28 protein-coding genes and 1 pseudogene are annotated in these 26,476 nt (G+C 65.6%); 6 read left to right on the top strand and 23 right to left on the bottom strand.

Annotated elements, in window-relative coordinates; genetic code table 11:
* Positions 1-172: 172 nt before the first annotated feature.
* From IOC69_RS09635 to IOC69_RS09625, 3 genes are read right to left on the bottom strand one after another with little or no spacing between them, the layout of a single operon-like run.
* Entirely contained in the window at positions 173-763 is a 591-nt protein-coding gene (locus IOC69_RS09635) for a flavin reductase family protein (protein WP_290543333.1), read from the bottom strand.
* Positions 763-1,467, bottom strand: coding sequence for an HAD family hydrolase (locus IOC69_RS09630; protein WP_290543332.1), 705 nt, complete (start codon positions 1,465-1,467; stop codon positions 763-765). Before IOC69_RS09630 ends, IOC69_RS09635 begins: the two co-directional genes overlap by 1 nt.
* Complete coding sequence (locus IOC69_RS09625; RefSeq protein ID WP_290543331.1) at positions 1,464-2,054, bottom strand: nitroreductase; 591 nt, start codon at positions 2,052-2,054, stop codon at positions 1,464-1,466. The genes IOC69_RS09630 and IOC69_RS09625 overlap by 4 nt, the downstream gene beginning before the upstream one ends.
* A 136-nt stretch (positions 2,055-2,190) precedes the next feature.
* On the opposite strand from IOC69_RS09625, the gene IOC69_RS09620 reads away from it, so the two are divergent.
* Positions 2,191-3,051, top strand: a complete 861-nt coding sequence (locus IOC69_RS09620) for a hypothetical protein (protein ID WP_290543330.1) — start codon at positions 2,191-2,193, stop codon at positions 3,049-3,051.
* Between the two features lie 3 nt (positions 3,052-3,054).
* On the opposite strand, the gene IOC69_RS09615 is transcribed toward IOC69_RS09620, so the two are convergent.
* The 6 genes and pseudogenes from IOC69_RS09615 to yidD form a co-directional block, all read right to left on the bottom strand.
* Entirely contained in the window at positions 3,055-3,975 is a 921-nt protein-coding gene (locus tag IOC69_RS09615) for a pirin family protein (protein WP_290543329.1), read from the bottom strand.
* Between the two features lie 239 nt (positions 3,976-4,214).
* Positions 4,215-5,714 (bottom strand): cryptochrome/photolyase family protein, encoded by a 1,500-nt coding sequence (locus IOC69_RS09610; RefSeq protein ID WP_290543328.1) that lies wholly within the window; start codon positions 5,712-5,714, stop codon positions 4,215-4,217.
* Complete coding sequence (locus tag IOC69_RS09605; RefSeq protein WP_290543327.1) at positions 5,711-5,866, bottom strand: DUF2256 domain-containing protein; 156 nt, start codon at positions 5,864-5,866, stop codon at positions 5,711-5,713. The genes IOC69_RS09610 and IOC69_RS09605 overlap by 4 nt, the downstream gene beginning before the upstream one ends.
* A 1-nt stretch (position 5,867) precedes the next feature.
* Positions 5,868-6,593, bottom strand: coding sequence for an SDR family oxidoreductase (locus IOC69_RS09600; RefSeq protein WP_290543326.1), 726 nt, complete (start codon positions 6,591-6,593; stop codon positions 5,868-5,870).
* A gap of 98 nt (positions 6,594-6,691) precedes the next feature.
* Positions 6,692-8,650, bottom strand: coding sequence for a threonine--tRNA ligase (thrS, locus tag IOC69_RS09595; RefSeq protein WP_290543325.1), 1,959 nt, complete (start codon positions 8,648-8,650; stop codon positions 6,692-6,694).
* Positions 8,651-8,949: 299 nt separating this feature from the next.
* Positions 8,950-9,174 (bottom strand): annotated as a pseudogene (yidD, locus tag IOC69_RS09590) (membrane protein insertion efficiency factor YidD); the annotation flags it as partial.
* A gap of 11 nt (positions 9,175-9,185) precedes the next feature.
* Between yidD and betC the strand changes: the two are divergent.
* On the top strand, positions 9,186-10,730 hold the full coding sequence (gene betC / locus IOC69_RS09585; RefSeq protein ID WP_290543324.1) for a choline-sulfatase: 1,545 nt from the start codon (positions 9,186-9,188) through the stop codon (positions 10,728-10,730).
* A gap of 151 nt (positions 10,731-10,881) precedes the next feature.
* On the opposite strand, the gene IOC69_RS09580 is transcribed toward betC, so the two are convergent.
* Both IOC69_RS09580 and IOC69_RS09575 read right to left on the bottom strand, forming a co-directional pair.
* Positions 10,882-11,343: a cupin domain-containing protein gene (locus tag IOC69_RS09580; protein WP_290543323.1), complete on the bottom strand. Its 462-nt coding sequence runs from the start codon at positions 11,341-11,343 to the stop codon at positions 10,882-10,884.
* Positions 11,336-11,785 carry an iron-sulfur cluster assembly scaffold protein gene (locus tag IOC69_RS09575; protein ID WP_290543322.1) on the bottom strand — a complete coding sequence of 150 codons (450 nt, stop codon included), beginning with the start codon at positions 11,783-11,785 and terminating at the stop codon, positions 11,336-11,338. Before IOC69_RS09575 ends, IOC69_RS09580 begins: the two co-directional genes overlap by 8 nt.
* Positions 11,786-11,923: 138 nt before the next feature.
* Here IOC69_RS09575 and folE point away from each other — a divergent pair, with 138 nt between their 5' ends.
* Both folE and hisI read left to right on the top strand, forming a co-directional pair.
* Positions 11,924-12,550, top strand: a complete 627-nt coding sequence (folE, locus tag IOC69_RS09570) for a GTP cyclohydrolase I FolE (RefSeq protein WP_290543321.1) — start codon at positions 11,924-11,926, stop codon at positions 12,548-12,550.
* The gene (hisI, locus tag IOC69_RS09565; RefSeq protein WP_290543320.1) at positions 12,551-12,952 is read left to right on the top strand and encodes a phosphoribosyl-AMP cyclohydrolase; all 402 of its coding nucleotides are present in this window, start codon (positions 12,551-12,553) and stop codon (positions 12,950-12,952) included.
* A 31-nt stretch (positions 12,953-12,983) separates the two neighbouring features.
* On the opposite strand, the gene IOC69_RS09560 is transcribed toward hisI, so the two are convergent.
* Together IOC69_RS09560 and IOC69_RS09555 are read right to left on the bottom strand one after the other, a co-directional pair.
* Entirely contained in the window at positions 12,984-13,418 is a 435-nt protein-coding gene (locus IOC69_RS09560) for a CBS domain-containing protein (protein WP_290543319.1), read from the bottom strand.
* Positions 13,419-13,466: 48 nt separating this feature from the next.
* On the bottom strand, positions 13,467-14,183 hold the full coding sequence (locus IOC69_RS09555; protein WP_290543318.1) for a rhomboid family intramembrane serine protease: 717 nt from the start codon (positions 14,181-14,183) through the stop codon (positions 13,467-13,469).
* Positions 14,184-14,276: 93 nt separating this feature from the next.
* Between IOC69_RS09555 and IOC69_RS09550 the strand changes: the two genes are divergently transcribed.
* Positions 14,277-14,894 carry a PAS domain-containing protein gene (locus IOC69_RS09550; protein ID WP_290543317.1) on the top strand — a complete coding sequence of 206 codons (618 nt, stop codon included), beginning with the start codon at positions 14,277-14,279 and terminating at the stop codon, positions 14,892-14,894.
* Between the two features lie 24 nt (positions 14,895-14,918).
* Entirely contained in the window at positions 14,919-15,515 is a 597-nt protein-coding gene (locus tag IOC69_RS09545; protein ID WP_290543316.1) for a PilZ domain-containing protein, read from the top strand.
* A 125-nt stretch (positions 15,516-15,640) separates the two neighbouring features.
* On the opposite strand, the gene dnaE is transcribed toward IOC69_RS09545, so the two are convergent.
* The 10 genes from dnaE to lepB all read right to left on the bottom strand — a co-directional run.
* On the bottom strand, positions 15,641-19,075 hold the full coding sequence (gene dnaE, locus IOC69_RS09540; RefSeq protein WP_290543315.1) for a DNA polymerase III subunit alpha: 3,435 nt from the start codon (positions 19,073-19,075) through the stop codon (positions 15,641-15,643).
* A 238-nt stretch (positions 19,076-19,313) separates the two neighbouring features.
* A complete protein-coding gene (locus tag IOC69_RS09535; protein ID WP_290543314.1) occupies positions 19,314-19,997 on the bottom strand; it encodes an ABC transporter ATP-binding protein in 684 nt (227 codons plus the stop codon).
* Entirely contained in the window at positions 19,994-21,304 is a 1,311-nt protein-coding gene (locus tag IOC69_RS09530) for a lipoprotein-releasing ABC transporter permease subunit (protein WP_290543313.1), read from the bottom strand. Before IOC69_RS09530 ends, IOC69_RS09535 begins: the two co-directional genes overlap by 4 nt.
* Positions 21,304-22,629 carry a proline--tRNA ligase gene (gene proS, locus IOC69_RS09525; protein WP_290543312.1) on the bottom strand — a complete coding sequence of 442 codons (1,326 nt, stop codon included), beginning with the start codon at positions 22,627-22,629 and terminating at the stop codon, positions 21,304-21,306. The genes IOC69_RS09530 and proS overlap by 1 nt, the downstream gene beginning before the upstream one ends.
* 514 nt (positions 22,630-23,143) lie before the next feature.
* The gene (locus IOC69_RS09520) at positions 23,144-23,419 is read right to left on the bottom strand and encodes a DUF1467 family protein (RefSeq protein WP_290543311.1); all 276 of its coding nucleotides are present in this window, start codon (positions 23,417-23,419) and stop codon (positions 23,144-23,146) included.
* A complete protein-coding gene (gene mce, locus IOC69_RS09515; RefSeq protein ID WP_290543310.1) occupies positions 23,416-23,820 on the bottom strand; it encodes a methylmalonyl-CoA epimerase in 405 nt (134 codons plus the stop codon). The genes IOC69_RS09520 and mce overlap by 4 nt, the downstream gene beginning before the upstream one ends.
* A 48-nt stretch (positions 23,821-23,868) precedes the next feature.
* Positions 23,869-24,594: a DNA repair protein RecO gene (gene recO / locus IOC69_RS09510; RefSeq protein ID WP_290543309.1), complete on the bottom strand. Its 726-nt coding sequence runs from the start codon at positions 24,592-24,594 to the stop codon at positions 23,869-23,871.
* Positions 24,595-24,597: 3 nt separating this feature from the next.
* Positions 24,598-25,509 (bottom strand): GTPase Era, encoded by a 912-nt coding sequence (era, locus tag IOC69_RS09505; protein ID WP_290543334.1) that lies wholly within the window; start codon positions 25,507-25,509, stop codon positions 24,598-24,600.
* Positions 25,509-26,198, bottom strand: coding sequence for a ribonuclease III (gene rnc, locus IOC69_RS09500; RefSeq protein WP_290543308.1), 690 nt, complete (start codon positions 26,196-26,198; stop codon positions 25,509-25,511). Before rnc ends, era begins: the two co-directional genes overlap by 1 nt.
* Before the next feature lie 7 nt (positions 26,199-26,205).
* On the bottom strand, positions 26,206-26,476 hold a 271-nt coding region (lepB, locus tag IOC69_RS09495; RefSeq protein WP_290543307.1), incomplete at its 5' end, for a signal peptidase I.

The following is a 26,476-nucleotide window of genomic DNA, read 5'->3' as shown; positions in this document are numbered from 1 at the left end:
CTACCACGTCCATTACCGCCACCAACGCATCGCCAGCTTCGATCTCGCAAAGCCAACCCAACAATGCTAAAACCGTTACCTATGTCCCCGAACACCCGTTACCTATCTCCCCGGTCTGTACACCCACGAGGGGGAGGGAAAAGACCCCGATTCTGCATGACCGCCCGCCGCTCTAATCCGGTCGGCGCATGCGCCAGACTTCGGTGACGGTGGCATATTCGCTGTAACCAAGCCTCGCGATGGGCTGCATCGCCGCGGTGTCCACCCGTCCGTCATGGATGAAGCGGTCGTCGATGTGGATGCCCAGCACCCGGCCGATGATCAGGAAGTTCTCCGCCCTGCCGTCATCATCCGGCAGCGCGACGATCCGGTGCAGGCAGCACTCAAGCGCCGCCGGGCTTTCGGCGACGCGCGGCGGGCGGACGATCTGGCAGGCGGCCTTGGTGAGGCCCGCAAGCTCGAACTCGTCCGCCGAAACATGGGCCGAGGAGGCATTCATCTGCTCACGCAGGTCATAGGTGGCGAGGCTGAAGGCAAATTCGCCCGTGGCCTCGATATTGGCCATGGAATCCTTGCGCGGACCCGAGCCGAAGGCGACATAGTGCGGAGACTGCGAGAAGGCGTTGAAATAGCTGTAGGGCGCGAGGTTGGCCTTGCCCTTCGGCGACAGGCTTGACACCCAGCCGATGGGACGCGGCACAACGATGGCCTTGAACGGGTCATACGGGAGGCCGTGATCGTTTTTCACCGCGTCATAAAACATCAGAGACTCCGCAGAAGGGCCGGAAGATCGGCGACGCTGTCGATGGTATGGTCGGCAAGGTGCGCGATGTCCTCGCGCCCCGCATTGCCGGAGAGCACGGCAATGGCCAGCCCCGCCCCGCCGTTGCGCGCCTCCGCCATGTCATGGTGATTGTCGCCGACCATGGCGATGGCGGCGGCGGGAAGCCCGGTCAAGGCCGCGAATTTGCGGATCATGTTGCCGGCGGGCTTTGCGGCGGGAACGGTGTCAGCCGCGATGATGTCCGCGAAATGCCCGATGACGCCGACCTCGGCCATGTGGGCGCGCGCCGAGACGTGGCTGTCGTTCGGGGCCACCCCGAGCTTGAGGCCCATGGCGCGCAGATCGCTGAGGATCGGCTCGAGCGGCATGAGCGGAACCAGCTTGTCACGCACCATCTGGCCGAAACGGTCTTCCAGCATCGCGAGATGGGCATCGAGCGCCGCACCCCCGAGGTCCGGCCACCAGATGGCGGCGATCTCGCGATTTGTGCCGCCGGCCAGCGGCGAGCCTGCCTTGAGCTTGCCCCTGGCGCGGTCATAGCCCGCCCTCTCCATGATTACCTCGGCGCCCGCGTCATCGGTCCGGAACAGGTCCATCAGCGCTTCGCGGTAGATCGGCACCCAGGTGGCATCGACATCGATCAGCGTGCCGTCCTTGTCGAACAGGACCCCTTCGATCTTCATGATGCCCGCCAGCAGGTGAGCAGCGTTGCGGGATCGGGGCGCGGGCGTTCCTCCAGCGGGCCGGTGGGCGTGCCGAAGTAGATGAGGCCCGCGATCTTCTCATGGGGCCTGAGGCCCATGGCGGCGGCGATGCCTTCATCATAGGCCACCCAGCCGGTGTTCCACTGGCAGCCCAGCCCCATGGCGGTTGCGGCGTGGAGGATGTTCATGCAGACGGCGGCGGCGGAGAGCTGCTGCTCCCACACCGGAATTTTCGGGTGTTCCTGCGCCGCGGAGACGACGCCCAGCACGGTTGGGGCGCGCATGAACAGGCCATGGACGGCGTCGAGCGTCTGCCCGCCATGCTCCGGGTGAAGCTCCGCCCAGCGCGCCTTCATCACCCCGCCGAAGCGGGCGCGCGCATCCCCTTCCCACAGGATGAAACGCCAGGGAACGAGCTTGCCATGGTCCGGCACGCGGACGCCAAGGCGGAGGATCTCGGCGAGCTGCTCCGGCGCAGGTCCAGGTTCGCCCATGGCCTTGGCGGAGGCGGACTTGCGGGTGCCGAGGAACGCCAGGACGGAAGACGTGTCGTTGAGCTGCTGCATGACCGCCGGAGTGTCGCGCGGGCGCTCCGAAAAGGCAACCCCGGCCGCGCCCGTTAACCACTCATTAAGATGCGGATTGCCGGCGGGGCGGGCCCGGTGTTTAGCTCAACGGGCTTGGAGAGAGGAAACTTCGCCCTTGCACGACCGCAGCACACGTGCACGGCGGCAACGCCACCGCCGGAGCGGCACATTCGCCGCCTGCGCGGTGGCGATTTTCATGTGCTGCGCCCCAGCCGCCCTAGCCGATGCCGCGCATGGCATTGCCATCCAGCTGGTGCAGCCCGGCCGCGAAGGGCTTGAACTCTCCGCCCGCCTGACCGCCGACGGCGGTCCGCTGCAGCAGAACATCTCCTGGACGATCCGCGGGCCTGACGGCGGGACCGTTTATTCGGGTGCCGACGGCACGGCCGATGTCTCGCTTGCCCCCGGCGACTATGTGGTGGATGCGAGCTATGGGGCAACGCTGGTCGAAAAACGCGTCAGCATACCGCCCGCCACGCGGCTGAAGCTGAGCCTGCTGCTCGATGCCGGCGGCCTCAAGGTGGAGCCGATGCTGGGCAATATCGCCGTGCCCCCCGTCGCCTCGCGCGTGCGCGTGTTCTCGATGGATGGCCGCAGGCTGGTCGCCGTCTCGGTGACGCCGGGCGAAATCATCCGCTTGCCGCGCGGCACCTATCGCGTGGAGAGCCGGGTCTCGACCGGCAATGCGAAAGCCGTGGCCGACGTGCATGTGGCGGCGGGCCGTGTCGCCACGGTGAAGATCGCTCATAAGGCGGGCCTTGCGCGCCTCGCCTTCGTGGGCGCGCCGGATGCCGTGGTCAGCTGGGAGATCGAGGACCAGTCGGGCGAGGCCATCGCGGCGCGCAGCGGCATCAGGGCCAATGTCACCCTGCTGCCCGGCACCTACACCGCGCGCGCCGAAGTGGGCGCGGAACTGCTGACGGCGACCTTCAACATCGCGGCCGGCGAGGCGCGCGACATCCTGCTGGGGAACTGAGACCTACTTGCCGGGGAGCGGGATGAAGTCCTTCTCGTCACCCGGCACGATGGCGAAGCGCGCCTGCTTCCAGTCGTCCTTCGCGGCCTCGATGCGCTCCTTCGAGGAGGACACGAAGTTCCACCAGATATAGCGCGGGCCGTCCATCGGCTCGCCGCCGAGCAGCATGACGCGGGCGTTGGTCCGTGCGCGGAGCGTGATGGCGTCGCCGGGGCGGAAAACCAGCAGGCGGCCCTCCCCGAAGGCCTGGCCCGCCACCTCGATCCCGCCCTCGGCGACATAGACGCCGCGCTCCTCATGCTCCACGGGAAGCGGCAGGGCGCTGCCCGCCGCCATCCGCGCATCGGCGTAAAAGAGATCGGAATAGGTTTTGACCGGCGAGGCGGCGCCATAGAGGGAGCCGGCGATGATGCGGGCGGAAATGCCCCTCCCGTCGATGACCGGCAGCTGGTGGGCCTCCACATGGTCGAAGGCGGGCGCGGCCTCCTCGTGCTGCTTCGGCAATGCGACCCAGCTTTGAATGCCGAAGACCTTGCGCTCGCGCGCGAGATCCGGCGGCGCGGTGCGCTCGGAGTGGACGATGCCACTGCCGGCGGTCATCCAGTTGAGTTCGCCCGGCGAAATGGGCTGGGCGGAGCCGAGGCTGTCGCGGTGGTAAATCGAGCCGTCGAAGAGCCAGGTGACGGTGGCGAGCCCGATGTGCGGATGCGGGCGGACGTCAATGCCCTGCCCCGGCCGCATCAGCGCGGGCCCCATCTGGTCGAAGAAGATGAAGGGGCCGACCATCTGGCGTTGCGCCGAGGGCAGCGCGCGGCGCACTTCGAAGCCGCCCAAATCATGCGCGCGCGGCACAATGACGGTTTCAATCGCATCCGCCGCGGCGGCATCGCCCGGCATGGGATCGGGGATATGCGGCAGGCTCATGCGGTTTTCTCCTTCATTTAGCGCCTGTTCCGTTCAGGTGGAACCGCCTGGACGGAACAGGCGCCGGGTCAATAGCTTGAGCATGATCTTATCGCAAAACCGGTTCCACTTTTGCGGATCATGCTCTGGCAGGCTGCTGAAAAGTCCAAATTGATCGGCCTGAACCGTGAGCATAACGCATTCGAAGCCAGCTCAAACCGGAATCAGAGTGTGTCAAAAATGCGTTTTTCAGCAGCCTGTCAGAGGGAGCTCAGAAATGTTGCCGCATGGCGCCGAATGTCCGCCTTGCGCTCCGGCTCCATCCGGGCCAGCGTGCGGTAGGGCATTCCCATGCGCGGGTTGGCCCTGAGCTTTCCTTCGTTGCGGATGAGGAAGTCCCAGTAGAGGTAATTGAAGGGGCAGGCCCTGGGGCCCAGCTTCACCTCCGGCCTGAAACGGCAGCCGCTGCAATAGTCCGACATCCGGTCAATATAGGCGCCCGACGCCGCATAGGGTTTGGACGCCATGACGCCGCCGTCGGCGAAGAGCGCCATGCCATGGGTGTTGGGCAGTTCCACCCACTCGAAGGCATCGGCATAGACGCGGAGATACCACTGCTCCACCTCCGCCGGATCGAGGCCCGCCAGCAGCGCGAAATTGCCGGTGACCATGAGGCGCTGGATGTGGTGGGCATAGGCATGGGCTCTTGTGTCGCCGATGGCCTGGGCAAGGCAGTTCATGTCGGTCCTGCCCGTCCAGTAGAAGGACGGCAGCGGGCGGCGGGCGTCGAGGAAGTTCGTCCCGGCATAGTCCGGCATCTTCAGCCAGTAGAGGCCGCGGACATATTCGCGCCAGCCGAGGATCTGGCGGATGAAACCCTCCACCGCATTGAGCGGCGCATGCCCCTTGCTCCACGCCTCCTGCGCGCGGTCGCAGATTTCGCGCGGGCCGAGCAGGCCGATGTTGAGATAGGGCGAGATGACGGAGTGATAGAGGAACGCGTTGCCCTGCTTCATCGCATCCTGATAGCCGCCGAAATCGGGCAGGCAGGAGTCGATGAAGTGGTCGAGGGCTTCAAGCGCATCGGCGCGGGTGACGGCCCAGCCGAAGGGTTCGAGATCGCCGAAGTGACCGGGGAAGCGCTGCTGCACCATGGCCATCACCTCCACCGTGATGGCATCGGGTTCGAAGCGCTGGCGCTTCGGGGGCATCACGTCCTTCGGCAAGGACTTCCTGTTGTCGTGGTCGAAGTTCCACTGACCGCCCACCGGCTCTCCGCCATCCATCAGAAGCCCCGAAAGGCGGCGCATGTCGCGGTAGAAGAACTCCATGCGCAGTTGCCTGCGGCCGCTGGCCCAGGCCGCGAATGAGGCGGGCGTGGCGAAGAAGCGGTCATCGGGGAGGATTTCGGCGCCCCAGCCCTTCATCATCTCCATGACACGCCATTCGCCGGGCTCGGTGACCACGACGCGCGAGGGCCTGTGGCGGCGAACCGCGCGCCGCACCTCCGCGGTGAAGCTGCCCGTGTTGGCAGGATCATCCAAGTGGATGTAGTCGACGCTGAGGCCGCCGCGGCGAAGCTCCTCCGCGAAGTGGCGCATGGCGGAGAAGATGAGCACGAGCTTCTGCTTGTGGTGCTTCACATAGGTGGCCTCTTCCAGCACCTCCATCATCAGCACCGTGTCTCCGGGCTGATGATCGCGCAGCGATGACATGCCGCGCGTGAGCTGGTCGCCCAGCACGATGCGGAGTGCGGTCATTTCGCCTGCCGCTTCAGCGCGGCGCGGCAGCGGTCGGAGCAGGTTTTGACAGCCTCCCAGTCCCGCGCCCACTTCTTGCGCCAGGCGAAGGGGCGGCCGCAGGCGGCGCAGGGCTTGGACGGAAGGTCGGACTTCCTCACGCCGCGCGGCATATCAGCCCTTGGTGCGCAGCGACGAGCGCCCGCCGTCGACGCCGATCACCTGCCCGGTGATCCATGACGCATCGGGCGACAGCAGGAAGGCGGCGGCGGCGGCGATGTCGTCCGGTTCGCCGAGGCGCTGCAGGGCGTGGAGGCTGGCGATGGCCGATGCCATCTGCTCATTGCCGGTGAGGGCGGCGGCGAGCGGCGTCTTCGTGAGCGATGGGGCCACACAGTTGACGCGGATCTTCGGCGCGAGTTCGGCGGCGAGCGACAGCATGAGGCCCTCGACCGCACCCTTGGCCATGCCGATCGAAGCATGCGAGGCGAAGCCCTGCGCCACCGCGACGGTGGAAAAGAGGACGATGGAGGCGTTGCCGCTGGCCTTCAATGCGGGCAAGGCGAACTGCACGGCCTGGAAGGCGCCGAGCGCGTTGAGGCGGAAATCGCGTTCCACATCCTCATCCGTGATGCGGGGGGCGGGCTTGAGGTTGATGGAGCCGACGCAATAGGCGAGGCCCGAAACCGAGGGGCCGGCGGCCTTGATGGCAGCCTCCAGCTGAGCGCGGCTGGTGACGTCAGCCACCGCGAAGGAGCCGCCTGTCCCGGCGGTGAGGGCACCAAGCTTTGCCGCATCACGGCCGATGGCGTGAACTGTGTGGCCCGCGGCGGCGAGCCTGCGGCAGAGTGCGGCTCCGATGCCGCCGGTGGCGCCGATGACGATGTATGTGTGTGACATGACCGATATACGGGGCGCGAGGGCGGATGGTTCAGGACATACGAAACCCCAATGCCGTCATCCGGCCTGCGCCGTGGTGAGGGCATTGGGGCCGTATCTCAGCCGTGTCTCAGGTCCGGCGGCGTCGCCTCGTCCACGAGTGCCGCCAGCACCCCGTCGAGCTTCATCGGCGTCTGATCCTGCGAGCCGAGGCGGCGGACGTTCACGGCGCGTTCGTCCATTTCGCGTTTGCCGACGACGAGGATGACCGGGACCTTGCCGACCGAGTGTTCGCGGACCTTGTAATTGATCTTCTCGTTCCTCAGATCGGCCTCGGCGCGAAGCCCCGCCTTGCGGAGAAGGTCGCGGACTTCCAGGGCATAGGCGTCGCTGTCGGACGTGATGGTCGCCACCACCACCTGGGTGGGTGCGAGCCACAGCGGGAAGTGACCCGCGAAATGCTCGATCAGGATTCCGAGGAAGCGCTCCATCGAGCCGCAGATGGCGCGGTGGATCATCACCGGCACTTTCTTCTCGCCGTCAGCGCCGATGTAGAAGGCGCCGAAGCGTTCGGGCAGGTTGAAATCGACCTGCGTCGTGCCGCACTGCCAGTCACGGCCGATCGCATCGCGCAGGACGTATTCGAACTTGGGGCCATAGAAAGCGCCCTCGCCCGGATTGACCGCAGTCTTGATCCCGCCGCCCGATTCAGCCGCGATCTGTTCGAGCACCCTGGACATGATGCTTTCGGCGCGGTCCCAGGCCTCATCAGAACCCACGCGCTTTTCCGGCCGCGTCGAGAGCTTGACCACGATCTGCCCGAAGCCGAAGTCCCTGTAGGTGGAGAGAATAAGATCGTTAATGGCGAGGCATTCGGCGGCCATCTGCTCCTCGGTGCAGAAGATGTGCGCATCATCCTGCGTGAAGCCGCGCACGCGCATGAGGCCGTGCAGGGCGCCCGACGGCTCGTAGCGGTGGACGTTGCCGAATTCGGCCAGGCGCAGCGGAAGTTCACGGTAGGACCTGAGGCCATGCTTGAAGATCTGCACGTGGCCCGGGCAGTTCATCGGCTTGATGGCGAAGACCTGGTCGTCATCCGTCGTGTCACCCGCTGAGGTGGCGGCGAACATCGCCTCCCTGTACCATCCCCAGTGGCCCGAGGTCTCCCACAGCGACTTGTCGAGGAGCTGCGGCGCGTTGACCTCGTCATAGCCCAGCCTGGCGAGGCGGCGGCGCATATAGGCGATCAGTTGCTGGAACATGGTCCAGCCCTTGGCGTGCCAGAACACGACGCCCGGTCCTTCTTCCTGGAAATGGAACAGGTCCATCTCGCGGCCGAGCTTGCGGTGGTCGCGCTTCTCGGCCTCCTCCAGCGCGTGGAGATAGGCCTTGAGGTCAGCCTCATTGGCCCAGGCGGTGCCGTAGATGCGGGTGAGCATCGGATTCCTGGAATCGCCGCGCCAATAGGCGCCGGCCACCTTCATGAGCTTGAAGGCGTTGCCGATCTTGCCGGTGGACGTCATGTGAGGACCGCGGCACAGGTCAGACCAGCCGCCCTGGTCGTAGAACTTGATGTCCTGGCCCTGCGGAATGGCGTCCACCAGCTCGACCTTGAAGAGTTCGCCCCTGGCGCGGAAGAAGTCCCTGGCCTCTTCGCGCGTCTTCGTCGTCCTGGTGAAGGGCTTGTCGCGCTGAATGATCTCGCGCATCTTCTTCTCGATCGCCGCGAAATCATCGGTCGTGAAGGGCTGGTTGCGGAAGAAGTCGTAATAGAAGCCGTTCTCGATCACCGGGCCGATCGTCACCTGCGTGCCGGGGAAAAGTTCCTGCACGGCTTCCGCCAGCACATGGGCGGCGTCGTGGCGGATGAGCTCCAATGCTTCCGGATCCTCGCGCGTGAGGATGCGCAGCGTGGAATCGGCGGTGATGGGGTCCGCAAGGTCGGTAAGCTGGCCGTTCACCACGGCGGCCACGGCTTTCGTCTCGAGCGACCTGGAAATGGATGCCGCCACATCGCGGGCGGAAACCCCGGCTTCAACCTGGCGCCTGGCGCCGTCCGGGAAGGTCAAGGAAATCATGTCCCGTCCTCCTGCTCACTCCCGCCAACGAAGCGGGTAAGCGAAGTGTTTAAGTGCGGGCCGGGTTTAGGGGGCGGCGGCGGCGGGGTCAAGATCGTCGTCCTCTTCCGCCTGCGGGAGAGGAAGGGACCCCAACGCAGTTGGGGGAGGTGAGGGACAACAGGCTCCGAAGGCTAAATGGCCCCCGTTTTCCCCTCATCTCCCCGTTGCGTACCGCAACGGGTCCCTTCTTCTCCCGCTGAAGGAGCGGGAGAAGACGCCTCCGGGGGCATCCGCCAGACCGGGCCTTCATAGACCTCCGGCACGGGATCGAAACCCGACTGGCCCCAGGGGTGGCAGCGGCAGGCGCGGGCGAAGCCCAATGCCAGCCCATGCTTCACGCCATGCCTGGCGATGGCGTCGCCCGCATATTCCGAACAGGTCGGCAAATAGCGGCAGCGCCGGCCGATGATGGCCGATAAGGTAAGCTGGTAAAACCGGATGAGAGCCAGGAGAGCGGTTTTCATGAGAGCACCATGCAGCATATAGGGCGGCCATGAGCGACACAAAACCCAATATCCTCTTCGTCATGGCCGACCAGCTGGCGGCACAATTCCTGCCCTTCCACGGGCACAGGCTGGTCAAGACGCCCAACCTGTCGCGGCTGGCGGCCGAGGGTGTGGTCTTCGAGAATGCCTATTCGACGAGCCCATTGTGCTCGCCCGCGCGCGCCACGGTGATGAACGGCCTGCTCCCCTCGCGAACCGGCGTCTATGACAATGCCGCGGAGTTCCCCTCCTCCATTCCCACCTGGGCGCATTACCTGCGGCTGGCCGGTTACAAGACCTGCCTGTCCGGCAAAATGCATTTCGTGGGGCCGGACCAGCTGCATGGGCTGGAGGAGCGGCTGACCACCGACATCTACCCCGCCGACTTCGGCTGGACGCCGGACTGGCGGCTCGCCCAGGAGCGCATCGACTGGTGGTACCACAACATGACGAGCGTCCTGCAGCCGGGCATCGCCGAGATCACCAACCAGCTCGAGTTCGACGACGAGGTGGCCTTCCTCGCCATCCGCAAAATCTATGACTATGCGCGCTTCGAGCCCGACAAGCCCTTCTGCCTGATGGCGTCCTTCACGCATCCGCATGACCCATACGCGGCGCGCAGGAAGTTCTGGGACCTCTATCGCGATGAGGACATCGACCTGCCGGCCGTGCCGCGCATGGAGCGGGCCTGCCTCGATGCGCACAGCCGGAGGCTCCATGATGTTTCCGCCATGGACGACTATACGGTGACGGAGGATGACCTGCGCAAGGCGCGGCATGGCTATTATGCCAATATCTCCTACGTCGATGACCTGCTGGGCCAGATGATCGCGGCGCTGGAGGCTTGCGGCAAACTCGACGATACGGCGATCGTGTTCACCTCGGACCATGGCGACTTCCTGGGCGAGCGCGGGCTTTGGTACAAGATGAGCTATCTCGAACCTTCCGCCCATGTGCCGATGCTGGTGTGGAACCCGAAGCGCTTCAAGGCCCGCCGCGTGAAGGAGCCGGTGACGCTGGCCGATATCCTGCCGACTCTCGTGGACATCGGGAACGAAGGCGAGACCAAGCTGGCGCGGACGGTGGACGGGCGTTCGCTCCATCCGCTGCTGACGGGTGCGCCGGAAAATCCGGAAGCGACGGCCTGGGGCGAGTATCTGGCCGAGGGTGCGATTGCGCCGATGTACATGCTCAGGCGGGGCCCTTGGAAGTTCATCCATTCGCCGGCGGACCCGGACCAGCTCTACAATCTCGAGGACGATCCGGGGGAGATCAGGAACATCGCGGGGACTCATCCGCTGGCGGGCCAGTTCCGCGCCGAGGTGGAAGCCAAGTTCGACATTGCGCGGATCAACGCCCAAGTGCTCGAAAGCCAGCAGGCGCGGCACATGATGTTCGAGGCGCTGAAGCGGGGCAGCCACTTCCCCTGGGACTTCCAGCCGCTGCGCGATGCCTCCGAGCAGTATACGCGGAACCACATGAGTGTGACGGACCGGGATCTGAAGTCCCGCTTCCCGCATGCGCCGGATATTGAGGGGAAGAGGAGAAAATAGGACCAGCGGGAGCGAGCCCTCATCCGGCCTTTGGCCACCTTCTCCCATCGGCTGCGCCAACGGGAGAAGGACTCGTTGCGCGATCTTCCCACGAGTCCTTCTCCCGTCCCGCAGGGATGGGAGAAGGTGGCCGACAGGCCGGATGAGGGCTCTAGTAGGGCGTGCCGTCCTTGTGGGTGAGGCGGTACTTGCCGTTTTCCTTGACCGCCAGCATGTCCACCTCGGGGTAATGGGCACGGTCGCCTTCTGACCTTGTGCCGATTTCAAGATACATGGCGGGGGCGGTTGATGCGTTCGTCAGCATGTGGCCGTTGGGAACGGCGGCCTTGAAGCCGACGCACATGCCGGGGGTCAGCAGGTGCTCGCCCTGATCGTCGATGAGCGTCACCTCGCCTTCGAGAACATAGACGAACTCGTCCTCACTCTCGTGCCAGTGGCGGTGGGCGGAGGATGAGCCGGGCGCAAGAATCGTGAGGTTCACACCGAACTGGGTGAGGTTGAAAACATCGCCCAGCGCCCGCTTGGCGCGGCCTTCAAGGGCGGCGGCGTAGAGCGGCGGGTAGATGGTCCGGGTGCGGGCGGGCAAGTCCATTGCCTTGACGGGATCAGCCATGGGCGGCTTCCTTCTGCCTCGCCTCGATCTGGTTCACGGCGTCGGCCACGGCGTCGAAGGTGAGAAGCGTGGAGGCGTGGCGGGCCTTGAAATCGCGGACCGGCATCAGGGCCTCCAGATCGGCCCATTTGCCGGTGGGGGCCGGGCCCTCCTCCTTCAGCATCCGGTACATCCGGTCGCGGACCTCCCGGAGCTCATCCGGGGTCGAGCCCACCACGTGACGGGCCATAATCGACGACGAGGCCTGGCCCAGGGCGCAGGCCTTGACCTCCTGGCCGAAGTCCGAAACGACCCCGCCCTTCATCGCCACATCCACCGTGACCTTGGAGCCGCAGAGGCGGGAAATGGCCACAGCCGTGGCGTCCGGCCGTTCCAGGCGTTGCAACCGGGGAATATCCGCCGCAAAGCTCAAGATCCGGCGGTTATAAATCTCGTTAATCATTCCAATATCCTAGATCATCCGCCCTGGAGGGTGAACCGCCGCCTGGCGGTTTGCCAGCGGGGCCTGCCCCATGATATGGGGGCAGCTTGCACCCGGGCGCAAGTCTGACCAGTGATGCGGAAAGCGAAGTTGAGGATTATGGAAGCCGTCGTCAAGAAAATCCCCGCGAAGCCGGTGAAGCGCCCGAGCCAGGAGGAGGCGGAGGCGGCCGTCCGCACGCTGCTCGCCTGGGCTGGCGACAACCCGGAGCGCGAGGGCCTGCTCGACACGCCAAAGCGCGTGGTCAAGGCCTTCCGCGAATATTTCTCGGGCTATGAGGACGATCCGGCGGAAGCCCTGTCGCGCACCTTCACCGACGTGGGCGGTTATGACGACATCGTCATGCTGCGTGACATCGAGTTCAACTCGCATTGCGAACACCATATTGCCCCCTTCATCGGCCGCGTTCATGTGGCCTATCTGCCGAAAGCCTCGGTCGCCGGCATCTCGAAGCTTGCCAGGGTGGTGGAGATTTTCGCCCGCCGCCTGCAGACGCAGGAGACGATGACAGCGCAGATCGCCAACGCCATTTCGGATTCGCTCAACCCGCGCGGCGTGGCCGTGCTGGTGGAGGCGGTGCACACCTGCATGTCGATGCGCGGCATTGGCAAGCGCAACGTGGCCACGATCACCACACAGTTCACCGGCGAGTTCAAGACCAACCCCGTGCTGCAGGCGCGCTTCATGGAACTGGTCCGCGCGCCGTCGAGCGGCTTCTCCCTTTGAATGAGCCCGGACCCCGACGAGACGGCCAGGTTTCAGCCGCGGTTCGATGCAGGCGGATTGATCACCGCCATCGTCAGCGATGCGCGCGACAATGCGGTTCTGATGGTGGCCCACATGAACCCGCAGGCCCTGCGCCTGACGCAGGAGACCGGCATCGCGCATTTCTGGAGCCGCTCGCGCCAGGCGCTGTGGAAGAAGGGCGAAACCTCCGGCGAGACGCTGAAGGTGACCGAGATCCTCACCGACTGCGACCAGGACGCGCTGCTGGTGAAGGCCATTCCCCAGGGCAAGGGCGCGGCCTGCCACACGGGCCGGCGCAGCTGCTTCTATCGCCGCGTCGATGGCGGCGCGCTTGTCTCCATCGACGCGCAAAGGCTGTTCGATCCGAAGGACATTTACTGACGCCCGCGCCCGTGAACCGCGCCAGTGTCGCTCAGCCCGCCGAGGCGATGTAGGTCTTCATCTGATCGGCCTCCGCCTCCATCAATTCCATGCGGAGTTTGACCACGTCTCCGATCGAGATCATGCCGGCGAGCTTGCCGTGCGCCACCACGGGCAAGTGGCGGATGCGGTGCTCTGTCATGAGCTGCATCAGCTCCGCCTCGGAATCGGCGGGGCTGCAGGTGCGGACCCTGGCCGTCATGATGTCGGATGCCGTCTTGCCCGCAACGCCGGCCACATCGCCCGCCATGGCGCGCACCACGTCACGCTCGGACACGATCCCGGCGATCGCGCCCCCGGCATCGACCACCACCACCGCGCCGATGCGGTGACGGGCCAATGTATCGACGATGGACTGGACGCTGTCCGAGGGACCAACGGTCAACACCGCGGCGCCCTTCTGCCTGAGGATGTGAGCAACTGCCATTCCGGAGTCTCCTTCCTGCAAGTGAACGGCGGTAAGTCTATCACGGTTTCAGGCCGCGCGCACCCTCGGCGCGAGCGCGTAAAAGGCGAAAATCCCGGCGATGAAGCCGCCGATGTGCGCCTCCCAGGCGATGGAGCCCTCGGCGGGGAAGCTGTTGCCCGTCCAGCCGGTGCCGCCCGAAAACAGCGTGATGGCCAGCACAACCCCGGTGAAGACCAGCGCCTGGCGGTTGCGGAGGAGCTCGGAAAAGCGCGCGGGACGCCAGCCGCCATCCGGCAGGCGCCCGCCATACATCAGCGGGGTGGCCGCACCCATCAGCCCCATCACCCCGCCCGAGGCGCCGACGACGATCATATCCTGCCCCCAGTGCAGGACGAGGCTGCACAGTCCGCCGGCGGCGCCGGAGACGAGCATAAGCAGCAGGAACTTGCCATTGCCGAGATAGCGCGCCGCCGGCGTTCCGAAAACCAGAAGCCAGACGCAGTTGAGCAAGAGATGCGTCCAGCTGCCGTGGAGCAGCATATAGGTGACGAGCGACCAGTATTGCGCGCCCTCCGGCATGGGGTAGCCCGCCACGGTGAAGCGCGCCGGAATGAGCGCCAGCGCATAGAGCGACCACACTTGCCAGCTTTCGCCAAGGAACCACAGGCCCACATGGATGGCCACCAGCACCGCGATGACCGCGGCGACGATGGCGGGAACGTTGAAGGCCGGCGGAGTCCTGGCCTCGGCCCAGTTGCCGCGCGGGGGAAGCTGCTCCGACACGCCTGGTTCTTCCTTCTGGCACGAAGGCTGCAACTCCCAGCCTCGTGAGATCAAATTGGGACACCGGGGCCCCGTGCCCCGGAGGGGTTGAGCATGTGGGTTAGCGGGGAGGCGCGGCCAAGCCAAGAGGATTTAATCCTCCATCCGGGCGTCCGCCTGCTGCTGGGCCATTGGCTGGCATTGAAGGGCGGACGCCCTGCGCCCTCGCGCGGCGATCTCGATTTGAGACAATTACGCAGGCAGGCGCCGTGGCTGTTCATCCTGGCCCCCGGGAGCGGGCCCGATCGCTACATCTATCGCCTGGCGGGGACGGGCATTTGCGAATTCATGCGCCACGAAATCACCGGCACCGGCTTTCTTGCCGGCTGGGGACGCGTGGAGCGCGCCGCCATTCTGCGCGCGCTGGGCGATGTGACGGGCAAACTTCAGCCGGCGCATTTCCGCATCCGCTATCTGACCGACCGCGGCCAGAAGATCGGCGCCGACATGCTGGCCCTGCCGATGACGGCACGTGACGGCGAGGCCGTGCATGTGCTGGGCGGGATATACCCGCATGGCAGCCCGGAACTCTGGAGCCATGACCGGCTGGCGCCTTGCGACCTCGCCGCCATCCGACTGTTCGGCGGCAATACCGGCGATCCGGAAAGCACAAGCATTGCGCAGGCCCCCCGCAAGTTCCGCCTGATATCAGGTGGTCTTGACCGCCCCTGACTCTTCCGGCGCCGGAGACCCCGCGTGACGCAGTTCGGCAAAAGGCTGGCCCCCGCCGCCTTATCCGCCGCCCTTATGCCACAGAGCTTCCCCGCCAGGCTGCTGCTGGCGGACGGCAGCGAGCGTCAGTGCGCGGTGACGGCCATCGACCCCGACAGCGCCCTGTTCCTTTGCGAGGACCAGGTGCCGGAGGGCACGCCGCTTGCCGCCTTTATCGAGGACATCGGCCGCGTCAACGGCGTGGCTGGCGAGGCCGCCGGGCATGGTTTCTGGGTGAACTTCAGCTTCTCCGCCAACCGCCAGCCACGCTTCGTACGCCACCTGCGCTGGCTGATCCGCCGCGACCTTGGCCTTGCCGCCGCCGAGCGCCGCCACACCCGCTTCGAGCCGCGCAACCGGCAGGCCCGCTTCATGCTGCCCGGCGGGCGGGAACAGCCATGCGAGGTGATCGACATTTCGCTGTCCGGTGCGGGCATCAGGAGCCGGATGCGGCCATCGGTCGGCTCGCCCGTCACGCTCGGGCGGATGAAGGGCCGCGTGGTGCGCCACTTCGACGACGGCTTCGCCCTGGAATTCCTCACGCCGCTCGAACGCAGCGACCTCGACAGCGCGCTCGGCTGAGCGGTGGACTTTTCCCCCGGTCAAGCCCGCGCATGTTCCGGTCAGGTGAAAACAACTGACCGGAACATGCGCTGCCCGCCACACTGATCCGTACAAAGATGAAGCCAGGATAAGGCCCCGCCGCCTCAGAAATCCTGCACGTCCACCACGCCCGCAATCGCCTTGATGGCGCCCTTGATCTGCGGCGTCACGGTGAACTTGTTGCCGAGGGACACATGCACCTCGCGGCCCTGGTCCATCAGCATGACGAGGCGCACGGGCGCACGGCCGCCGTTGGCGAGGCGGGCGGCGATGGACTCGAGCGGCTTTGCATCGCGCACGAAGATTTCGAGGCCGGTGACCATCTGGGCTGCGGCCCTGTCGAGCATTTCCACGCCCTGCAGCCTCAGCTTCACCTCCTCGCCCTCCACATCGGCCTCGACGCGGGCGATCACCGCCTTGCCGGGCTCGAGAAGGTCGCGGCAGGCGGCCAGCGTATCCGAGAAGCAGATGCACTCGAACTGGCCGGTGGGATCGGAGAAACCGACAAAGGCAAATTTGTTGCCGGATTTGGAGCGGCGCTCCTGGCGGTGCGTGATGGTGCCGGCGAGCTTCGCGGCGCGCGCCCCCTTCGTGAGGGCCTTTTCATGGAAGCTCCGCCAGGTGTCGACCGAGAGCTTCTGCAGCGGCCTCATGTAGTCGTCAAGCGGATGGCCCGAGAGATAGAAACCCACCGCCTCGAACTCCTGCGCCAGCCTGTCCATGGGGAGCCAGGCATCGCGGCGCGGCAGGACAAGATCGTCCGGGGTGCTGGACGCGCCGCCGAACAGGTCGTTCTGCCCGGCCTGCGCCGCACTCGCCGTGCGGCTGGCCATGGAGAGCATGGATTCGACCGCATCCAGCACCGCCGCGCGGTTGGGGTTGAGGCAATCGAAGGCGCCGGCCTTGGCCAGGCTTTCGAGCGCCCGCTTGTTGACCAGGCGGCCATCGATGCGCCTGGCGAAATCGCCGAGCGACGCGAAGGCCCCGCCCTCGTCGCGCACCTTCACAATATGATCGATCGCCCCGGCGCCGACATTCCTGAGGGCGGCGAGCGAATACAGGATCTGGCCATCGGCCACCGCGAAGCCGACGCCGCTGGCGTTGACCGACGGGGGAATGACCCTGACGCCGAGGCGCTGCGCCTCGCGGCGGAACAGCATGAGCTTGTCCGTGTTGCCGAGGTCCAGCGTCATCGAGGCGGCGAGGAATTCGACGGGGTAATTGGCCTTGAGATAGGCCGTTTGGTAGGAGACCACGGCATAGGCCGCGGCATGCGACTTGTTGAAGCCATAGCCGGCGAACTTCTGGACGAGCTCGAAGATGTTGTCGGCCTGGGCCGCGTCCACGTCCTTCTTGACCGCGCCCGAGACGAAACGCTCCTTCTGGGCATCCATCTCGGCCTTGATTTTCTTGCCCATAGCGCGGCGCAGAAGGTCGGCTTCGCCCAGCGAATAGCCCGAGAGCACCTGGGCGATCTGCATCACCTGCTCCTGGTAGACCATGATGCCGTAGGTCTCTTTCAGGATGGGCTCGAGCAACGGGTGGAGATAGTCCGGCTCTTCGTCGCCCTTCTTGCAGGCGATGTAGCGCGGGATGTTATCCATCGGGCCCGGGCGATAGAGCGCCACGATGGCGATGATGTCCTCGATGCGGTCGGCGCGCATCTTCCTGAGGACGTCGCGCATGCCGGAGCTTTCCAGCTGGAACACGCCGACTGTATCCCCATGGCCCAGCATCTCGTAGGTCTTCTGGTCGTCATACGGGATATTGTCGATGTGGAAGGCGGGCTCGCGCATCCGGATGAGCGTCTGCGCCTTCTCGATCACGGTCAGCGTCTTGAGGCCCAGGAAGTCGAACTTCACCAGTCCGGCTTTTTCGACATATTTCATGTTGAACTGAGTGGCCGGAATATCGGAGCGCGGATCGCGGTAGAGCGGCACCAGCTCTTCCAGCGGCCGGTCGCCGATGACCACGCCCGCCGCATGGGTCGAGGCGTTGCGGTAGAGGCCCTCAAGCTTGAGCGCGAGGTCGAAGAGCGTGCGGACGGTGGGGTCCTTGTCGCGCTCCTCCCGCAGCCTGGGCTCGCCGTCGATGGCCTGGGCCAGCGTCACGGGGTTCGCCGGGTTGTTGGGGATCAGCTTGGAGAGCCGGTCCACCTGGCCATAGGGCATTTGCAGCACGCGGCCCACGTCGCGCGTGACCATGCGGGCCTGCAGCTTGCCGAAGGTGATGATCTGCGCCACGCGGTCGCTGCCATAGCGCTGCTGCACATAGGCGATCACCTCGCCGCGGCGGTCCTGGCAGAAGTCAATGTCGAAGTCCGGCATCGACACGCGCTCCGGATTGAGGAAGCGCTCGAACAGCAGGTTGAAGCGGAAGGGGTCGAGGTCGGTGATGGTGAGGACATAGGCCACCAGGGAACCGGCGCCCGAACCGCGGCCCGGCCCCACCGGAATGCCATTGACCTTGGCAAATTTGATGAAGTCCGACACGATCAGGAAGTAGCCGGGAAACTTCATCTTGGTGATGACATCAAGCTCGAAGTCGAGCCGCTTGACGTAATCCCCGCGCGTGCGGCCCTCGACGAGGCCTCGGGTGGCGAGGCGCTCCTCAAGACCCGCATAGGCCTGCTGCCTCAGTTCCTCCGCCTCATCGTTCTCCGCAAAGCGCGGCAGGATGGGGGCGCGCGACTTGACGCGATAGGCGCAGCGCATGGCGATCTCGATGGTGTTCTCGACCGCCTCGGGGATGTCGGCGAAGAGGGCCGCCATTTCCTGCTGGCTCTTGAAATAATGCTCGGGCGTCAGCCGGCGGCGGTCATCGGTGGCCAGCACCTCGCCCTCAGCGATGCAGATCAGCGCATCGTGCGCGGCATAGTCGTCGGCCCTGGCGAAGTAAGGCTCGTTGGTGGCCACTAGCGGCACCTCAAGACGGTAGGCGAGATCGACGAGGCCCTGCTCCGTGCTGCGTTCCGAAGGCGTGCCGTGGCGCTGGAGTTCGATATAGAAGCGGTCGCCGAACAGGTCCTTCAGGCGCTCGATGTGCTCGGCGGCGAGTGTGCCCTGGCCCGCCAGCAGCGCGTCATTCACCGGGCCATCGGGACCGCCGGTGAGGCAGACGAGGCCCTGGGCATGGCCGCGGAGACAGTCCCAGGTGACATGGTGCTCGGCATTCTCCGGGCTCGACAGATAAGCCCGGGAGGAGAGCTTCATGAGGTTCTGATAGCCCCGCTCGTCCTTGGCGAGAAAGGCGAGCGCGGGGATGCGGCGCAGGCCACCGGCCTGTTTGAGGCCGCCCTCCTTCTGCAAGGCGAGATCGACCCTGAGCGTGCAGCCGATGATGGGCTGAATGCCCTTGTCCCACATCGCCTCCGAGAACTCGAGCGCGCCGAAGAGGTTGCCGGTGTCGGTGATGGCCACCGCCGGCATCTTCGCCTCCTTCGCCAGCCCGGCGAGCGCCTTGATCTGGAGCGCGCCCTCGGAGAGCGAATAGGCGGTATGCGTGCGCAGGTGCACGAAGAGGGGGCGGGATTCGGACATGGGGAGATTATAGGGCGAAGGCGGGGGTGGATGCACGTCCGGCGGAGGGGTGATGCACATCCAAAGAGCCGCCGCCCCGGCGAAAGCCGCGATGACGGCATCAAGGAGGGGTTCGTAACGATTGATTTCGGCCGAAAATTCGCTAGCAAGCTCCCGAGCGCTTGATCCGCAAAAGTGGAATCCGCTTTTGCGATAAGATCATGCGCAAGCTATTGCCCCGATGTGCCCTGCGGCGGCATCAGGAGACGATCATGCCCCGCTCCAGCCGCGCGATGCGGCTCATGCCCTGGGCCAGGTCGAGGTTGTGGGTGGCAACCAGCGCCCCCAGCCCCTCGTCGCCGATGAGGCGGAGGAGCTCGTCGTGGACGCGGGCGGCGGTTTCGGGGTCGAGGTTGCCGGTGGGCTCGTCGGCCAGAAGCAGCAGCGGCCGGTTGGCAAGGGCACGCGCGATGGCGACGCGCTGCTGCTCGCCGCCGGAGAGCTCCGACGGACGATGTTCGAGGCGGGGTTCGAGGCCGAGACGGGTGAGGAGCTCCCGGGCCCGGTCCTTCGCGGCGGGCTTTTGTGCGCCGCCGATGAGCTGCGGCATCATCACGTTCTCCAGCGCCGAGAATTCGGGCAGCAGATGATGGAATTGATAGACGAAGCCGATGCCGATGCGGCGGATGCGCGTTCTCGCCAGGTCGCCGAGTTTCGAGCAGTTCTGGCCGGCGATGAAGACCTCGCCCGCCGTCGGCCCTTCGAGCAGGCCCGCGATGTGGAGGAGCGAGGACTTGCCCGAGCCTGACTGGCCGACGAGGGCCACAATCTCCCCTGCCCTGACCGTCAGGTTCAGGTCCCTGAACACCTCCAGCCGTCCCCTGCCTTCGGCATAGGAGCGGGCGACGTTCTTGAGCACGAGGGCTGGCGTGACCGGACTCATGCGTAGCGCAGCGCCTCGACAGGATCGAGCCTGGCGGCGCGCCAGGACGGGTAAAGCGTTGCGGCGAAGGAGAGCGCGAGCGACATCAGCAGGATCAGCACCGTCTGATAACTGTCCATGCGGGCCGGAAGCTGGGCGAGGTAATAGAGTTCGGGGTTGAAGGGATCGACACCGGAGACCCAGGAGATGAACTGCCGGATCCGCTCGGTGTTGAGGCAGATGAGCAGGCCGACGATGAAGCCGCCCAGCGTGCCGGCCGTGCCGATCGCAGCACCCGTCAGGAAGAATACGCGCTGGATCGTTCCGCGTGTCGCTCCCATGGTGCGCAGGATGGCGATGTCGTGGCCCTTGTCCTTCACCAGCATGATGAGGCCGGAGATGATGTTGAGCGCCGCCACCAGGATGATCATGGTGAGCACGAGGAACATCACGTTGCGTTCGACCGCCAGCGCGTTGAAAAAGGTGGAGTTGCGGTCCTTCCAGGTGGACACCGCCATGCCGTCGCCCGCGGCCGCCATCAGCGGCATGGCGTATCGGTCGACATTGTCCGGGTCTTCGACCATCACCTCGATCTGGTTCACGCCATTGCCGGTGACGAAATAGTCCTGCGCTTCGGAGAGCGGCATGTAGATGACGTTCTCATCATAATCCGACATGCCGACCTTGAAGATCGCGACGACCGGATAGTCGCGGATGCGGGGCGCGTTGCCGATGACCGTGTCCGGGCCATCGGGCGAGATGATGGTGATGCGCGAGCCCAGCCCCAGCTGGTGGCGCCAGGCCATGCGCTCGCCGATGGCCACGCCGCCTGCCGTGTCGAAGCCCTTGAAGGACGGCGTGCCGTCCGGCACGAGGTCCTTGTTGAGGGCGGTGCGCAGGTCCTTGTTGTTGAGGCTCGGCAGCTTCTGGATGTCGGCCTCGGAGATGCCGCGGACAAGCGCGCCGGTGTTGTTGTGAAGGCTGGAGGCCATGGCCTGACCCTCGACCAGCGGCACGGCGCGGGTGACGCCCGGCTCCTGGGCGAGCCTGCTGGCCAGATCCCGGTAATCGTCAATCGGCGAGACATCGGCGCGGTAGACGCTGATATGGCCCTGGAAGCCGAGGATCTTGTCGAGCAGTTCCGCCCGGAAGCCGTTGAGCACCGCCATGACGACGATGAGTGTCGCGACACCCAGCAGGATGCCGAGGAAGGAGAAGAGCGAGATGACGGAGATGAAGCCTTCCCGGCGGCGCGCCCTGAGGTATCGCCCGGCGAGCATCCATTCGAAGGGCGCGAAGGGCCTGGTGTCGGGCAGACTCTTGTCCATCAGCGCGCGAAGCGGCCCACGAGCTGGTCAAGCGCCACGTTCTCGCGCTCACCCGTTTTGCGGTTCTTCACTTCGGCGACGCCGTCCTTCAAGCCGCGCGGCCCGACGATGACCTGCCAGGGCAGGCCGATCAGGTCCATGGCGCCGAACTTGGCGCCGGCCCGCTCGTCCCGGTCGTCATAGAGGACATCGACGCCCCTGGCCTCAAGCGCGCGGTAGAGCTTTTCGCAGGCCGCGTCGGCGCCGGCCTCGCCGGCCTTGAGGTTGATGAGGCCGACCTTGAAGGGCGCCACGGGCTCCGGCCAGATGATGCCGGCCCCGTCATGGCTCGCCTCGATGATGCCGCCCACAAGGCGGGAGACACCGATGCCGTAGGAGCCGGACTGCACCGGCGCCATCTTGCCATCCGGCCCCTGCACCACCGCACCGAGCGGCTCCGAGTATTTTGTGCCGAAGAAGAAGATGTGTCCCACCTCGATGCCGCGGCCCGTCACGCGGCGACCGGCGGGCACGCGCCTCTCATAGTCCGCCTGGTCATGCATTTCGGAGGTGGCGGCGTATCTGGAGGTGAAGTCGTCCACCACCCCCGCCACGGCCCCGGCATTGTCGTAGTCGATCTCGAAGGCCTGCCAGTCCATGTCATGAAGGGCGCTGTCGAAGAAGACTTCCGACTCGCCCGTTTCGGCAAGGATCAGGAACTCGTGGCTGTCCTTGCCGCCGATGGGGCCGGTCTCGGCGCGCATCGGCACCGCCTTCAGGCCCATGCGGGCGAAGGCCTTGAGGTAGGACACGAACATCTTGTTGTAGGAGTGCTGGCCGGCCTCGCGCGTCACGTCGAAGGAATAGGCATCCTTCATCAGAAACTCGCGGCCGCGCATGACGCCGAAGCGCGGGCGCACCTCGTCGCGGAACTTCCACTGGATGTGATAGAGGTTGCGCGGCAGGTCCTTGTAGGACTGGACACCCTGGGCGAAGATGTCGGTGATCATCTCCTCGTTGGTGGGTCCGAACAGCATGTCGCGGTCATGCCGGTCCTTGATGCGCAGCATCTCCTTGCCATAAGCGTCATAGCGGCCGGACTTGCGCCAGAGGTCGGCCGGCTGGATCGTCGGCATCAGCACCTCGATGGCGCCGGCCCGGTTCTGCTCCTCCCGGACGATCTGCTCGATCTTGCGCAGCACCCGAAGCCCAAGCGGCAGCCATGAATAGCTGCCCGCCGCTTCCTGGCGGATCATACCGCAGCGCAGCATGAGCTTGTGGGAGACGATTTCCGCTTCCTTGGGATCGTCGCGCAGAATGGGCATGAAATACTGGGAAAGGCGCATGAGAATCCTGCTTCGGAGGAATTTGCGGCTGTTTTACGGGAAACGCCCCGGAACTCAAGCCAAGGGCGTGCGAATCCCGGGAAAAGCTCCGGCTGAAACGCTCTCCGGCCGGCAAACCAGTGGCCCGGAACCAGGCCCGCCGTGCATTTGTAATGAATTGTGGCGGGCGTATGACACTTTTTAACGTGACAAGCTCAGGTGTTCTGTTAGCTTTCTTTGCAATAAGAAAAAAAGACCACGGTGCGCTCTCAAAGGTGACCCAGGTCTGGGGAGGTAGGGTTCCGGGCGCGCCATAGAGCAGCCGCCCCCGCCGGTTTGGTCACCGGCGGAAAGGAACCGAAGCAAGAAGGGCAAGGCGAGGCTTCGGCCTCGCCTTTTCCTTTTCCGGGAGAGGAGCCGGGCTCTCAGCGGCAAGCTTCGCTGGCGGCGGATGCATATCAGGGTCCGATGCTAGATCTCCTTGTCTGGCCGCATTTTCGACGGTCAACCGGTGTCCACTTGACCTGAAAGTGCTTCAGTCGGCGGTGACCGCCTTGACACCGGGGATGTCGTCGAAGGCGACCCAGTGATAGGTGACCTGGCCATAAATGACGGCGAAGACGATGGCGGAGAGAATGGTCGTCGCCAGCACCTTGCGCCACAGCATGGGCTTCACGGGCGCGCCATGCTCGTTGCCCTGCTCCACCGTTTCGCCCGCTTCATGGGCGTTCTTCACACCCCAGGGCAGCACCACGAAAAGACAGACCCACCAGGTGATGAAATAAATGGCGACCGCGCTGCCGAACTTCATGCCTGCTCCAGTTCGACCAGGGCGCCGCAGAAATCCTTGGGGTGGAGGAACAGCACCGGCTTGCCGTGGGCGCCGGTTTTCGGATTGCCGTCACCCAGAACGCGGGCCCCTTGCGCCAAAAGACGATCGCGCGCGGCAAGGATGTCCGCCACCTCGTAGCAGACGTGGTGGATGCCGCCCGCCGGGTTCTTCTCCAGAAAGGCCTTGATCGGCGAGTTCCCGCCCAGCGGCTCCAGAAGCTCGATCCTGGTGTTGGGGAGTTCGACGAAAACCACGCTCACGCCATGCGCGGGTTCGGCCTGCGGGGCCGAAACCTTAGCCCCCAGCATGGACCGGTAGACCTCGCTTCCCCTGACGAGATCGGGCACGGCGATGGCCACGTGGTTCAGTCGTCCAAGCATGGTGAACCCCTCCTGTGGGGTGCTTTCTAGTTGCAAGCCCGCCCGGGCTCAATGCGGCGTTTCGGCCAGTTTCCGGATGATCCAGTCCTGCTGCTCGGGGAAATTCACCCCGCGCGGCTCGAACAAATGGCGGTCAAGAAAATAGGCGGCGAGTTTGAGGCCCTCGATCACGTCCGCGGAAGGTGCCGCGGCACCCGCCTCGCGCAGGAAGGCGGGAAGACCGAAAAGCCGGCCGCGGAAGGGCGAGCCCGCCTCCGCCGAGACGGCCTTGCCGCTCCTGGGAGAGACATAGGCGAGGTGCTCCCTGCTGCCCGTGGCCGCGCATTTCGCGAGGTCGAGACCGAACCCAAGCTCATCCAGCAGGCCAAGCTCCCAGCGCACCAGCAGGGCCGGCCACACCGCGTCATCGCCGATGGCGTCGAGCACGATGCGCAGGGCCTCATAGATGCGCGGATGGGGCTCGCGCTCGGGCAGCAATTGCGACAGCGCGGTGAGCGTTGCGAGGCCTGCAAGGCGGAACGGCTCCTCCATGATGGCGCCGGCGCGGAGGTTCAGCGGTTCCAGCACGTAAGTGCCCAGTTGCTCCTCGAGCCTTGCACGCCAGACGCATTGCACCGCGTTGCCCGCCTGCAGCACCGGCCGCTGCCGCTTCGAACGCCCGCCGCGCACAAGGCCCATGACGCGGCCATGCGCCGCCGTGAGGATTTCGGCAATCGCACCGGTTTCGCCGTGGCGGCGGACCGACAGGATCACGCCCTCGTCGCGCCACTCCATGACCTAGACGTCGAGGCCCATGTTGCGCAGGCGCTCCTTGTCATCCGCCCAGTTCTCGCGCACCTTGACGAACAGGAAAAGATGCACCTTGCGGCCGAACTGGCGCTCCATCTCCTCCCGCGCCTTCTGGCCGAGGAGCTTGATGGTCTGGCCGCCCTTGCCGAGCACGATGGCCTTCTGGCTGTCGCGCTGGACATAGATCACCTGGCCGATTTTGACGGAACCGTTCTTCTGCTCCTCCCAGCTCTCCGTCTCGACGGTGGAGGCATAGGGAAGCTCCTCGTGGAGCCGGGCGTAGATCACCTCGCGCGTCATCTCCGCGGCCATGAAGCGGAGCTGCACGTCGGCCACCTGGTCGGCCGGATAGAGCCACGGACCCTCGGGCATTTTCCGGGCGAGATATGTCAGCAGGTCCTGCGTGCCGGAGCCGGTGAGCGCGCTCACCATGAAGGTCCGCTCGAAGGGACAGGTGCCATTGAATTCGGCGGCCACGTCCAGCAGCCGCTCGCGCGGCATGAGGTCGATCTTGTTGATGGCGAGGATGGGCCTGGTCCTGGTCTGCGCGAGATGGGCGATGATCTCCTTCGCCTCCGGCGTGAGGCCCGGCCGGCCGTCGACGAGCAGCACCACGGCGTCCGCATCGCCAGCGCCTCCCCAGGCGTTCGCCACCATGGCGCGGTCGAGCGCGCGCCTGGGCGTGAAGATGCCGGGCGTGTCGACCAGAACGATCTGGGCATTGCCTTCCATGACAATGGCGCGGATACGGGCGCGCGTCGTCTGCACCTTGTGGCTGACGATCGACACCTTGGAGCCGGTGAGCTCGTTCACCAGCGTCGACTTGCCGGCATTGGGCGCGCCGATGATGGCGCAGAAACCGGCGCGGGTGGGGCCGTCAGGCTGGCTCGCGTCTTCCATCATGGCCTGATCCCTTCGCGTTTCAGGAACTGTTCGGCGGCGACCATTTCAGCGGCGCGCTTGCTCCTGGCAACGCCCTGCTGTGCGGGCCTGTCCCGCACCTCGACGGCCACGACGAAGACCGGCTCATGTTCCGGGCCTTCGCGGCTGACCACCGTGTAGTTCGGGATCGGCAACGCGCGGGCCAGCGCCCATTCCTGCAGGAAGGTCTTGGGGTCCTTCGCCGCCGCCCTGGGCGCCATGAGCTGAGCGTCCCAGCAGCGCAGCACGAAGGCACGGGCCTGATCGAGGCCTCCATCGAGATAGATCGCCGCCACCAGGGCTTCCATGGCGTCGCCGAGGAGCGTGCGGTTGTGGTTCATGCCCTTGGCGCGCTCGCCGGAGCCGATGATCACGAGATCCGGGAGACCGATCGCGTCACCGGCCTCGGCGCAGGCCTCGGAGCGCACCAGGCTGCTCAGCACATGGGTGAGCTGGCCCTCACCGTCCCTGGGGTGGTTGCGGAACAGCTGCTCGGCGATGATCAGGCCCAGCACGCGGTCGCCGAGGAATTCGAGACGCTGGTAATCGCCCTTGTGCTTCTGGGTGGAGCCGTGGGTCAGCGCCTCGGTGAGCAGCGCCCCGTTCGAGAAGCGATAGCCGAGCCGCTCCGAGATCTCGTCGAGCCTGGCCGGAGTGAAGCTGCTCAAGGCCTTCTCAGACCAGCGTGAAGAAGCGGTTCCAGCGGATGGCGAAGGGCCATTCCCACACCTGCCACAGGCTGGTGTCGGGCGTGATCGAGAAGAAGATGATGTCGGCGCGGCCGACGAAATTCTCCAGCGGCACATAGCCCACACGCGGGTAGCGCGAGTCCTGCGAGTTGTCGCGGTTGTCGCCCATCATGAAATAATGGCCGGGCGGCACGATGTATTCGTCCGTGTTGTCCTCAACGCTCTCGGGGTACGCGTCGAGCACGCGGTACTGGACG

Source organism: Aestuariivirga sp. (assembly GCF_020252405.1).
GTDB lineage: Bacteria > Pseudomonadota > Alphaproteobacteria > Rhizobiales > Aestuariivirgaceae > Aestuariivirga.
The sequence above is the reverse complement of the archived record's forward strand: the minus strand, read 5'-3'. Positions and strand labels throughout refer to the sequence as shown.